Annotated in this window: 10 protein-coding genes; 3 read left to right on the top strand and 7 right to left on the bottom strand. The window is 69.8% G+C overall.

The window, feature by feature from the left end; translation table 11 throughout:
- The 5 genes from DK254_RS30695 to DK254_RS30675 all read right to left on the bottom strand — a co-directional run.
- On the bottom strand, positions 1 to 605 hold a 605-nt coding region (locus DK254_RS30695; RefSeq protein WP_109937358.1), incomplete at its 3' end, for an electron transfer flavoprotein subunit beta/FixA family protein.
- Between the two features lie 226 nt (positions 606 to 831).
- Positions 832 to 2,070: a CaiB/BaiF CoA-transferase family protein gene (locus DK254_RS30690; RefSeq protein WP_109937357.1), complete on the bottom strand. Its 1,239-nt coding sequence runs from the start codon at positions 2,068 to 2,070 to the stop codon at positions 832 to 834.
- Positions 2,071 to 2,092: 22 nt separating this feature from the next.
- Entirely contained in the window at positions 2,093 to 3,295 is a 1,203-nt protein-coding gene (locus tag DK254_RS30685; RefSeq protein WP_109936855.1) for a 3-oxoadipyl-CoA thiolase, read from the bottom strand.
- Between the two features lie 33 nt (positions 3,296 to 3,328).
- The gene (locus DK254_RS30680) at positions 3,329 to 4,858 is read right to left on the bottom strand and encodes a 3-hydroxyacyl-CoA dehydrogenase (protein ID WP_109936854.1); all 1,530 of its coding nucleotides are present in this window, start codon (positions 4,856 to 4,858) and stop codon (positions 3,329 to 3,331) included.
- A gap of 3 nt (positions 4,859 to 4,861) precedes the next feature.
- Positions 4,862 to 5,647, bottom strand: a complete 786-nt coding sequence (locus DK254_RS30675; protein ID WP_109936853.1) for an enoyl-CoA hydratase — start codon at positions 5,645 to 5,647, stop codon at positions 4,862 to 4,864.
- A gap of 243 nt (positions 5,648 to 5,890) precedes the next feature.
- On the opposite strand from DK254_RS30675, the gene DK254_RS30670 reads away from it, so the two are divergent.
- From DK254_RS30670 to DK254_RS30660, 3 genes are all read left to right on the top strand, one after another.
- Positions 5,891 to 6,757, top strand: a complete 867-nt coding sequence (locus tag DK254_RS30670) for an IclR family transcriptional regulator (protein ID WP_109936852.1) — start codon at positions 5,891 to 5,893, stop codon at positions 6,755 to 6,757.
- A 59-nt stretch (positions 6,758 to 6,816) separates the two neighbouring features.
- Entirely contained in the window at positions 6,817 to 7,971 is a 1,155-nt protein-coding gene (locus tag DK254_RS30665; RefSeq protein WP_109936851.1) for an acyl-CoA dehydrogenase family protein, read from the top strand.
- A gap of 99 nt (positions 7,972 to 8,070) precedes the next feature.
- Positions 8,071 to 9,342: an MFS transporter gene (locus tag DK254_RS30660; RefSeq protein WP_109936850.1), complete on the top strand. Its 1,272-nt coding sequence runs from the start codon at positions 8,071 to 8,073 to the stop codon at positions 9,340 to 9,342.
- 93 nt (positions 9,343 to 9,435) lie between these two features.
- Here DK254_RS30660 and DK254_RS30655 read toward each other — a convergent pair whose 3' ends face one another.
- Positions 9,436 to 10,461 carry a DUF2955 domain-containing protein gene (locus DK254_RS30655; protein WP_109936849.1) on the bottom strand — a complete coding sequence of 342 codons (1,026 nt, stop codon included), beginning with the start codon at positions 10,459 to 10,461 and terminating at the stop codon, positions 9,436 to 9,438.
- A partial coding sequence (locus DK254_RS30650) for an HlyD family secretion protein (RefSeq protein WP_109937356.1) occupies positions 10,451 to 11,411 on the bottom strand: 961 nt, incomplete at its 5' end. The genes DK254_RS30655 and DK254_RS30650, both read right to left, overlap by 11 nt.

The following is an 11,411-nucleotide window of genomic DNA, read 5'->3' as shown; positions in this document are numbered from 1 at the left end:
ACCACGTCCAGCGGCTTCTTCTTCGCTTTCATGATGTTCGGCAGCGACGCGTAGCGCGGCTCGTTCAGGCGCAGGTCGGTGGTGACGATCGCCGGCAGGTTCAGCGCGACGGTCTGCAGGCCGCCGTCGATCTCACGGGTGACCTTGACCTGATCGCCTGCGACTTCGACCTTGGAGGCGAAGGTGCCCTGGGCGTAGCCGGTCAGCGCGGCCAGCATCTGGCCGGTCTGGTTGTTGTCGCTGTCGATGGCCTGCTTGCCGAGGATGACCAGCTGCGGCTGCTCTTTGTCGACCACGGCCTTCAGGGCCTTGGCGATGGCCAGCGAGCCCAGCTCGGCGTCGGTCTCGACCAGGGTGGCGCGGTCGGCCCCCAGGGCCAGGGCGGTGCGCAGTTGCTCCTGGGCGGCGCCGGGGCCGACCGAGACCACGACCACTTCACTGGCGACGCCCTTCTCCTTCAGACGCACGGCCTCTTCCACGGCGATCTCGCAGAAGGGGTTCATGGACATCTTCACGTTGGCGAGGTCGACGCCGGAGCTGTCCGCCTTGACGCGGACCTTCACGTTGTAATCGACCACGCGCTTTACCGCGACCAATACCTTCATTCGATTCTCCTCTTGGTTGCAGGTGCGTAGGGCGAATAACCGTTCGCGGTTATCCGCCGTCTGACCTTGGTCACGCGATGCTCCGAGGTCGGGCCCGGAGCGCCCCGGACAGGCGCTCCGGAATGGCCTCGGCAGCGGGATGGGTTCGCGAGCAAGCTCGCTCCTACGAAGAGCAGGTATCTCCCTGCAGGAGCGAGCTTGCTCGCGAACACGTCACAGGCCGCCCTCAGCCCTCGCCGAGCTGCTCGATCACGCCCTTGGCCTTGAGCTCGGCCAGGCGCGCCTCATCCAGCCCCAGCCGGCGCCTGAGCACTTCGTCGGTGTGCTCGCCGAGCATGGGCGCCGGGCGCTGGTACTGCACCGGCGTCTCGGACAGCTTGAGCGGGCTGCCGACCATCCTGAAGCCGGGGTTGAGGGCGTGGGGAATCTCCACCAGCATGTCCCGCGCCAGCACCTGCGGCTCGTCCAGGGCGCGGCCGATGTCGTTGATCACGCCGACCGGCACCTTGACCGCGTGGATGCGGGCGACCCAGTTGTCGGCGCTGTCCTTGCGGAAGTGCTCGGCCAGCTGGCCGACGATGAGCTCGCGGTTGCGCACGCGGTCGGCGTTGCGGGCGAAGCGCGGGTCCCTGGGCAGCTCGGGCAGGCCGATGGCCTCGCACAGGGCGACGAACTGGCTGTCGTTGCCGCAGGCGATGATGAAATCCCGGTCGCTGCCGGAGAACACCTGGTACGGCACGATGTTGACGTGGGCGTTGCCCTGGCGCCCCGGCGAGCGGCCGGTGGCAAGGTAGTTCTGGCTCTGGTTGCCGAGCATGGCCACCTGCACGTCCAGCAGGGCCATGTCGCAGTGCTGGCCGCGGCCGGTCTTCTCCCGCGCCAGCAGCGCGGCCTGGATGGCGACCACCGAGTACAGCCCGGTCATCACGTCGGACACCGCCACGCCGACCTTCTGCGGGCCGGCGCCGGGCACCCCGTCCTTCTCGCCGGTGATGCTCATCAGCCCGCCCATGCCCTGGATGATGAAGTCGTAGCCGGGCTCCTCGGCGCGCGGCCCGGTCTGGCCGAAGCCGGTGATGGAGCAGTACACCAGGCGCGGGTTGAGCTGCGACAGGCTCGCGTAGTCCAGCCCGTACTTGGCCAGCGAGCCGGCCTTGTAGTTCTCGATCAGCACGTCGCACTCGCCGGCCAGCGCGCGCACCAGCGCCTGGCCCTCGGGGGTGGCCAGGTTCAGCGCCACCGACAGCTTGTTGCGGTTGGTCGACTGGTAGTACGACGCCTCGGGGCTGTCCGCGCCGTCCGCCGCCTTCATGTAGGGCGGGCCCCAGCCGCGGGTGTCGTCGCCCACGCCGGGCCGTTCGATCTTGATCACCTCCGCGCCCAGGTCGGCCAGTATCTGGCCGCACCAGGGGCCGGCCAGGACACGGCTGAGGTCGAGTACGCGGTATCCGCTCAAAGCACCCATCTTCATATCCTCACTGGCGCGTTCACACGCGCTCGATAACCATGGCGAGCCCCTGGCCCACGCCGATGCACAGGCTGACCACCGCATAGCGTCGACCACTGCGCTGCAGTTGTCGCGCCGCGCTCAGCGCCAGCCGCGCGCCGGAAGCCCCCAGCGGGTGGCCGACGGCGATGGCGCCGCCGTTGGGGTTGACCCGCGGGTCGTCGAAGGCCACCCCCAGGCCGCTCAGGCAGCCCAGCACCTGGGAGGCGAAGGCCTCGTTGATCTCGATGATGTCCATGTCGGCGAGGCCCAGGCCGGCGCGCGCCAGCGCCTTGTTGATCGCCTCGACCGGGCCGACGCCCATGATGCGCGGCGCCACCCCCGCCGCCGCTGCGGAAAGGATCCGCGCCAGCGGCTGGAGCCCATGGCGCTCGCCGGCCGCCGCCGAGCCGATCAGCAGCGCCGCCGCGCCATCGTTCACCCCCGAGGCATTGCCGGCGGTGACCACGCCGCCCTCGAACAGCGGCTTCAGGCGCGCCAGCGCGGCTTCGTCGGAGTCCGGGCGCGGGTGCTCGTCCTGCTCGATCACCTTCGGCGGCGTCTTGCGCCCGGTGGGCACGCTCACCGGGACGATCTCGCCGGCGAAGAAGCCCGCCTGGCGGGCCGCCTCGTAGCGCGCCTGGGAGGCCGCGGCGAAGCGGTCGGCCTGCTCGCGGCCGATGGCGTATTCGCGGGCCACGTTGTCGCCGGTCTGCGGCATGCTGTCGTTGCCGAATTCGGCGACGATCCGCGGGTTCGGGAAGCGCGCGCCTATGGTGCTGTCGAACACCGCCAGGTCGCGGCTGTAGGCCGCCTCGGCCTTGGCCATGACGAAGGGCGCGCGGGACATGCTTTCGACGCCGCCGGCGACGAACAGCTCGCCCTCGCCGCAGGTCACCGCCCGCGCGGCGTCGATGACGGCGGCCAGGCCGCTGGCGCACAGGCGGTTGACCGTCTGGCCCGGCACCGTCACCGGCAGCCCGGCCAGCAGCGCGGCATGGCGCGCGACGTTGCGGCTGTCCTCGCCGGCCTGGTTGGTGTTGCCGAGGATCACGTCCTCGATGGCGTCGCCCGGCACGCCGTGGCGGGCGAGCAGTTCACGGATGACGTAGGCCGCCAGGTCGTCCGGGCGCACCGGCGCCAGGGCCCCGGCATGGCGGCCGAAGGGGGTGCGCAGGCCGGCGTAGATAAAGGCGTTGAGCATGGAAGTCTCCTTGGATCGGGTAAGCGCCGGGCCTCAGCCCAGCGCGGGCTCGGCATGGCGCAGCGACAGCCCCAGCGCGGCGCGGCGGCGCAGCCAGGGGCCGGGGCGGTAGCGGGCATCGCCGGTCAGGTCGGTCATGCGTTCCAGTATCGTCAGCAGCCGCGCGGCGCCGACGCCGTCGCCCCAGGCCAGCGGCCCCTGCGGGTAGCCCAGGCCGCGGCGCACGCCCTCGTCCAGGTCGTCGACGCTGGCGATGCGCTGCTGGACGATGTCGCCGGCCAGGTTGACGATCAGCGCCAGCACGCGCTGGGCGACGAAGCCGACGCTGTCGTTGATCAGCGTGACGCCCACGCCATCGGCGGCCAGCAGCGCATGGGCGGCATCGCGCATGGCCGGGGCGGTCGCCGGGTTCTGCATCAGGCAGCGGTGGCGCTGCAGGTCGAGCAGCGGGTCGATGCACAGGGTGCGCGCCGGGTCGGTGCCGAAACGCAGGCTCGCAGTGGTCGCGTCGATGCCGTAGGGGGCCAGTAGGCAGAGGGCTTCGCTGCTCGGCGCGTTGCCCTGCTCCAGGCGCGTGCCCAATTTTTCCAGCAGCGCGGCCAGCCGCTGGCGATCCTCGTCGTTCTCGGCGCCGAGCCACACCGGCGGCAGCGCCGCCACCCGCGGCACCGGCTGCGGCGCCGGCGGGTCGATCATCCGCCCGTCCTCGTAGCGGTAGAAGCCGCGGCCCACCTTGCGCCCCACGAAGCCGGCCTCGAGCATCCGCCGGGTGAGCGCCGCGGGCCGGTAGCGCGGCTCCTGGTAGAACTGGTTGTAGATCGACTCGATCACCGGGTGCGAGACGTCCAGCGCGGTCAGGTCGAACAGCTCCAGCGGCCCCATGCGGAAGCCCAGGCCCTCGCGCAGGATGCGGTCGATGTCGGCCGGCTCGGCGATGCCTTCCTTGAGCATCTGCAGCGCCTCGGTGCTGTAGGCGCGCCCGGCGTGGTTGATGATGAAGCCGGGGGTGTCCTTGGCGCGGATGCCGCGGTGGCCCATGCGCGCGGCGAGCGCCTGCAGGCGGTCGCCCACCTGCGGGTCGCTGGCCAGGCCGTCGATCACCTCGACCACCTTCATCAGCGGCACCGGGTTGAAGAAGTGGAAGCCCGCCACCCGCTCGGGGTGCTTGCAGCCACGGGCGATGCTGGTGACCGACAGCGACGAGGTGTTGGTCGCCAGGATGCAGTCGGCGGCGACCACCGCCTCCAGCTCGGCCAGCAGCGCCTGCTTGGCGTCCAGGCGTTCGACGATGGCCTCGACCACCAGCTCGGCGTCGGCCAGCTCGGCCAGGGAGCCGGCGACCAGCAGGCGGGCCATCGTGGCATCGGCTTCCTCGGCGCTGATCTTGCCCTTCTCCGCCAGCTTGGCAAGGGTGCGCCCTAGGTTGTCGCGCGCCGATTGCGCGGCACCCTCGCGGGCGTCGAAGAGTTTCACCTGGATGCCGGCCTGGGCAGCGATCTGGGCGATGCCGCTACCCATCACACCGGTGCCGACGATGGCCATGCATTGGATTTCACGCGTCATGGCTCATTCCCCCTGGAAGCTGGCTTGGCGTTTTTCGAGGAAGGCGGCGGCGCCCTCCTTCTGGTCCCTGGAATCGAACAGCAGCTGGAAGGCCTTGCGCTCCAGGGTCAGCGCGCTGCCCAGCGGCAGGTCGGCGCCGGCGAGCATCACTTCCTTGATCTGCGCCACGGCCAGCGGCGGCAGCGCGGCGATCTCGGCGGCCAGCGCCAGGGCGCGCGGCAGGGTCTGCGCGTCGCCCACCACCTCGCTGACCATGCCCATCGCCAGGGCCTCCGGCGCCTTGACCAGGCAACCGGTCAGGGCCAGGCGCATGGCCTGGAACTTACCCACCGCGCGGATCAGCCGCTGGGTGCCGCCGGCGCCGGGCATCAGGCCGAGCTTCACCTCCGGCTGGCCGAAGCGCGCCGACTCGCCGGCGACGATGATGTCGCAGTGCATCGCCAGCTCGCAGCCGCCGCCCAGGGCGAAGCCGTTCACCGCCGCGATCACCGGTTTGGGGCAGCGGCCGATGGCCTCCCACAGCAGCTCGGTGTGCCGGCGGTACATCTCGATGGGGCTGGCCTGGGCGAACTCGCGAATGTCCGCGCCCGCCACGAAGCATTCCTCGCCCCCGGTCAGGACGATGGCCCGCACCTGGCCGTCGTCGGCCAGCGCGCGGAAGTGCTCGGCCAGTTGCTGGCGCACGGCGGCGTTGAGGGCGTTGCGGGCTTCGGGGCGGTCGATGCGGACCACCGCCACGCCATCGGCCTGGAGGGTTCGGTGGACCACGCTGGGGTGCTGGGTGCTCATGCTCGTTCGGGCCTCAGTTTTGTTTCGTCTGACGAAACTACATTCCGTATTTCAAATTCATCATAGTGATCCTCGCTCGACGCTGTAAACGGCATCCGTTCGGATAAGTTATTTTTTCCTTTAAAAACAATAAGTTGATAAATATCTCAGCGACAATTTTACGCAGACCGGAAAACCCTTTATAATTTCGTCTGACGAAACTGAATTTTATTTTATTGATTTTCTCGGAAAAGGGGTTCTACCATGCGCCGCAACAAGACGGAGCTGGATTCGGCTGCGCCGACGAAAAACGAAGGTGAGATCGGCCTGTTGGAACGGGGGATGTTCGACCCCGCCACGGCACTGAGCGAGGAGGAGAACAGCGGCCAGTTCGTCACGGCCCTGGCTCGCGGCCTGGAAATCCTGCGTTGCTTCACGCCACGGGAAAACGTGCTGAGCAACCAGGACCTGGCGCGCAAGACCAGCCTGCCCAAGCCGACCGTGACGCGCCTGACCAACACCCTGATGCGCCTGGGCTGCCTCAAGCGCGAGGTGCACTCGGGCAAGTACCAGCTGGACGTCGGCGTGCTGGGCTTCGGCTACGCGATGCTGTCGAACCTGTCGATCCGCGCGGTGGCCCACCCGCTGATGGAGGAACTGGCCAACCACGCCCAGGCGGCGGTGGCCATGGCCGCCCGCGACCGCCTGCAGATGGTGTACCTGGACGTGGTCCAGGGCCAGGGGAACATGACGATGCGCCGGCAGATCGGCAGCTACCTGCCGCTGGCGGTGAGCTCGGTGGGCCGCGCGTGCCTGGCGGCGATGCCGGAGAACGAACGGGAGTTCCTGCTCGACCACATCCGCGAGCGCGAACCGGAACACTGGCCGGCCATCCGCAAGGGCCTGGACCGCGCCTTCAGGGACTTCACCGACTACGGCTACTGCCTGTCGATCGGTGAATGGCACCGCGACGTCAACTCCGTCGCCGTGCCCTTGGTACATCCGCAGTACGGGCTGCTGGCCTTCAACTGCGGCGGCCCGAGCTTCCAGCTGCCACGCGAGAAGCTCGAGGACGACATCGGGCCCCGCCTGATCAACATGGTCAACAACATAGGCGCCGCCGCTCGCTGATGCTCGGGTGACGGTGCCCTGCCAGACAGGCCCGCGTGGCGGGCCCTTGAGGAGAGCACATGATCCGAGACGCAGAGACGCTGCAGATACTTCTGGATTCCATCCACCAGTTCGTCGACGAGGTGCTGATACCGCGCGAGAACGAAGTCGCGGAAACCGACGCCATTCCCCAGGACATCATCGAGCAGATGCGCGAGATGGGCCTGTTCGGCCTGACCATCCCCGAGGAATTCGGCGGCCTGGGCGTCACCATGGAAGAAGAGGTGAACATCACCTTCGAACTGGGGCGCACCTCCCCTGCCTTCCGCTCCTACATCGGCACCAACAACGGCATCGGCTCCATCGGCATCCTGATCGACGGCACGCCGGAGCAGAAGAGCCACTACCTGCCCAGGCTCGCCAGCGGCGAGCTGCTCAGCTCGTTCTGCCTGACCGAGCCGGACGCCGGCTCCGACGCGGCCTCGCTGAAGACCAGCGCCGTGCGCGACGGCGACCACTACGTGCTCAACGGCACCAAGCGCTTCATCACCAACGCCCCGCACGCCGGCATCTACACCGTGATGGCGCGCACCAACCCCGAGATCAAGGGCGCCGGCGGCATCAGCGCGTTCATCGTCGAGCGCGGCACCCCGGGCATCTCCCTGGGCAAGCCGGACCACAAGATGGGCCAGAAGGGCGCACACACCAGCGACGTCATCTTCGACAACGTGCACGTGCCGGCCAGCCAGCTGATCGGCGGCGTCGAGGGCGTGGGCTTCAAGACCGCCATGAAGGTGCTCGACAAGGGCCGCCTGCACATCGCCGCGCTCAGCGTCGGCGCCGCCGAGCGCATGCTCGACGACGCCCTGCGCTACGCCCTGGAGCGCAAGCAGTTCGGCAAGCCGATCGCCGAGTTCCAGCTGATCCAGGCGATGCTCGCCGACAGCAAGGCGGAAATCTACGCCGCCCGCTGCATGGTGCTGGACGCCGCGCGCAAGCGCGACGAAGGCCGCAACGTCAGCACCGAGGCCTCCTGCGCGAAGATGTTCGCCACCGAGATGTGCGGCCGCGTCGCCGACCGCTGCGTGCAGATCCACGGCGGCGCCGGCTACGTCAGCGAGTACGCCATCGAGCGCTTCTACCGCGACGTGCGACTGTTCCGCATCTACGAAGGCACCACGCAGATCCAGCAGGTGGTCATCGCCCGCAACATGATCCGCGAGGCCACGCACTGAACGACCCCTCGCCGCCCTGCCCCGCCGGGCGGCGAGCCGCAGGCTTACCGATGGGCCGGCAACCCCGGCCCACGAATAAATACAACAGGTAGTTCGCCCATGGAAACCACTGCTTCGACCTCCCAAGCGACCACCCAGAGCAAGACCTGGGTGATCGTGTTCCTGTTCTGCTTCATCGGCCTGCTGATCGACGGCGCCGACCTCATGCTGCTGTCCTACAGCCTCACCAGCCTGAAGGCCGAGTTCGGCCTGAGCAACGTCCAGGCCGGCAGCCTGGGCAGCTTCACCCTGGCCGGCATGGCCATCGGCGGCATCTACGGCGGCTGGGCGTGCGACCGCTTCGGCCGGGTGCGCACCGTGGTCTGGACCATCGTCCTGTTCTCCGTCGGCACCGCCATGCTGGGCCTGACCCACAGCTACTGGCAGTTCGCCGCGGCGCGCTTCGTCGCCTCCCTGGGCCTGGGCGCGCTCTACGTCGCCTGCAACACCCTGATGGCCGAATACGTGCCCACCAAGTACCGCACCACGGTGCTGGGCACCCTGCAGGCGGGCTGGTCGGTGGGCTACATCGTCGCCACGCTGCTGGCCGGCTGGATCCTGCCGAGCTACGGCTGGCGCTACCTGTTCTACGTCGCGATCATCCCGGTCGTGCTGGCGGTGGCCATGCGCCGCCTGGTGCCGGAGCCGGCCGCCTGGGCAGAAGCCCAGGCCGAGCGCAAGCGGCGCAAGGCCATGGGCCTGCAGGAAGTCGCCGAGAAGAAGCCCGAAGGCGCGTTCCGCATGATCTTCGGCGACCGCCGCGCCCGCAGCATGTTCATCTTCTGGTCGCTGACGGCGGGCTTCCTGCAGTTCGGCTACTACGGCGTGAACAACTGGCTGCCGTCCTACCTGGAAACCGAGATGGGCATGAACTTCAAGTCCATGACCGCCTACCTGGTGGGCACCTACGCGGCGATGATCCTCGGCAAGGTCCTGGCCGGCGTCGCCTCGGACTGGCTGGGCCGGCGCAAGGTGTTCGCCTTCGGCGCCCTGGGCACCGCGGTGTTCCTGCCGGTGATCGTGCTCTACCACAGCCCCGAGGCGATTCTCTGGATGCTGGTGGTGTTCGGCTTCCTCTACGGCATCCCCTACGGCGTCAACGCCACCTACATGACCGAGAGCTTCGCCGCCCGCTACCGCGGTACCGCCGTGGGCGGCGCCTACAACATCGGCCGCGTCGGCGCGGCCATCGCCCCGGCGGCCATCGGCTTCCTGGCCACCCAGGTGTCCATCGGCGCGGGCTTCCTGGTCATGGGCGCGGCCTACTTCGTCTGCGGCATCATTCCCGCCCTGCTGATCCGCGACAAGCAGTTCGACCCGCAGAGCGAGTGACCTGTGAAAGGCCCGGCGCCGCAACGGCGCCGGGCCCCATGCCGCCAGGCACGGGCATGCCGCCGGCGACTGCCGGCCCCGGCGGCAGCGGCGCTAGGCCCTGGCCCTGCGCAAACGCAACCCGCGCCGGCGTTCCAGCCAGCGGAACATCGCCCAGGCATACACCGACACCGCCAGGAACAGCGCCAGGCGCACGGCGAAGGCGCGGTAGACGTCCTGCCCCGCCGCGCTGTCCTGCACCGACTGGCCGAGCAGGATCAGCTGGGTGGTCAGGCAGCTCATCCAGAACCCCGGCCCCTGCCGCGTCGCCACCACCGCATAGAGCCGGCGCGCCTGCAGCAGGGCGAACAGCAGCACCCAGAGGAAGAACATCCACAGGTGGGCGAACAGGCTCAGGGCGCTCCAGGCGGCTATGGCCAGGGCGCCGGCCAGCAGGGTCGAGCCGATCAGCTCGCGGCCGGCCTGGCGCGCGCTGGTCTCGCAGCTCTGCTGGCCGAGGCTGACGGCCTTCATCACCAGCGGCATGAAGCGGTCCGGCGCGATCAGCGCCAGGAGGAAGGCCGGCAGCACGATCAGGGTGGCGCGCAGGGCGATCCAGGCGCTGTCCTCGGCGGCCGGCAGGGGTGGCGCCGGTAGCGACGGCGCGTCCGCAGGCTCGGGGAACAGGACGTGCGCCAGGGTCACGCTCAGCGCCGCCAGCAGCATGCCCTTGGCCATGGCCTCGACCACCGCCAGGGCCAGGCCGAAGTCGCTGGCACCGGCGGCCGAGACCATGCTCAGGCCGATCACCAGGAAGTTGGCCAGCAGCGCGTTGCCGCCGCGCAGGGCATAGCGGAAGCAGAGGAACAGCCCCAGGCCGACCAGCAGCACCCCGCTGGCCGGGGTGTGCACCAGCAGCGGGATCAGCAGCAGGCCGCTGCCGGCGCTGCACAGCACCAGCAGCGCCAGGGCCGGCGCCAGGCGCAGGGGCAGCGGCTGGCTGCGCAGGGCCAGCAGCAACAGGGCGAAGATCGGCGCCAGGATGGGCACCGGCAGCCCCAGGCCGAAACTGGCCGCCAGGCACGAGGCGGTGCCCCAGGCCAGGCGCAGCGCGCGCCGGCGGCGCAATTCAATAGGCATAGGACACCCAGCTCATGAACCACATGAACAGGCGGCCGAGCAGGTTCAGCGGGTTGCCCTCCCCGGTCAGCGCCATCACCTCGGCCTGGCCCCCCACCCGCAGGTTGGCGCTGTCGGCCAGTTCGTCGCGGTCGAGCTCGACGATCACCGGGAAGCGCTGCGCCGGGCGCAGCCACTCGCGGCTGTTCTGCACCGTCGGCAGGCTGCCCGGCGGCGTGCTCTGGCCGACGCTGACGCCGTAGCCGATGCTGCGCACCCGGCCGTGGAAGAGCTCGCCGGGGCGCGCGTCGAGCACCACCAGCACGGGGGCGCCAGGGCGCAGGCGGCCGAGGTTGTTCTCGGTCATGTCGGCGCTGATCCACAGGTCGTGGATGGCGATCAGCGTCATCACCGGGCTGCCGGCGCCGACGTAGTGGCCGACGTCGGTGCGCAGGTCGGTGATCAGCCCGTCCGACTCGGCCCGGACCAGGGTGCGCTGCAGGTCCAGGCGGGCCTTCTCGACGGTGGCGGCGGCGCTGCGCAGCTGGGCGTTGTCGCTGTCCTGGCCGCCCTGCTGCTCGCGGGCCCGCTCCACCTCGGCGCGGGCCGCGGCGACCTGGCTGGCCGCCTGCTCGCGGAGCGCCTGGGCGCTCTCCAGGCGGCGCACCGACACCGTGCCCGGGTCCTCGCGGTACAGCCGCTGCAGGCGCTCGCTGTCCTGCCGGGCCTTGCGCTCGTTGGCCTGGGCCGCAGCCAGCGAGGCCCGTGCGGCGTCGATGCCGGCGGTGTTGGCGCCGATCTGCCGGCGCACCGTGTCCAGGTCCGCCTCGGCGCGGGCCAGGGCGATGCGGTACTGCTCCTGGTCCAGCTCGAAGAGCACCTCGCCCTTGCGCACTTCCTGGTTGTTGCCCACCGCCACCCGCTTCACCTGGCCGGCCACCTCGGCCGTCACCGGCACCACGTAGGCCTGC

The sequence above is a fragment of the Pseudomonas sp. RW407 genome, from assembly GCF_003176655.1.
GTDB lineage: Bacteria > Pseudomonadota > Gammaproteobacteria > Pseudomonadales > Pseudomonadaceae > Pseudomonas > Pseudomonas delhiensis.
This window is presented reverse-complemented; position numbering and strand designations above follow the sequence as displayed.

Coding starts and splice junctions, on each gene's coding strand:
- DK254_RS30690 (WP_109937357.1), bottom strand. CDS start 2,070: ATGGGTGCTTTGAGCGGATACCGCGTACTCGACCTCAGCCGTGTCCTG.
- DK254_RS30685 (WP_109936855.1), bottom strand. CDS start 3,295: ATGCTCAACGCCTTTATCTACGCCGGCCTGCGCACCCCCTTCGGCCGC.
- DK254_RS30680 (WP_109936854.1), bottom strand. CDS start 4,858: ATGACGCGTGAAATCCAATGCATGGCCATCGTCGGCACCGGTGTGATG.
- DK254_RS30675 (WP_109936853.1), bottom strand. CDS start 5,647: ATGAGCACCCAGCACCCCAGCGTGGTCCACCGAACCCTCCAGGCCGAT.
- DK254_RS30670 (WP_109936852.1), top strand. CDS start 5,891: ATGCGCCGCAACAAGACGGAGCTGGATTCGGCTGCGCCGACGAAAAAC.
- DK254_RS30665 (WP_109936851.1), top strand. CDS start 6,817: ATGATCCGAGACGCAGAGACGCTGCAGATACTTCTGGATTCCATCCAC.
- DK254_RS30660 (WP_109936850.1), top strand. CDS start 8,071: ATGGAAACCACTGCTTCGACCTCCCAAGCGACCACCCAGAGCAAGACC.
- DK254_RS30655 (WP_109936849.1), bottom strand. CDS start 10,461: ATGCCTATTGAATTGCGCCGCCGGCGCGCGCTGCGCCTGGCCTGGGGC.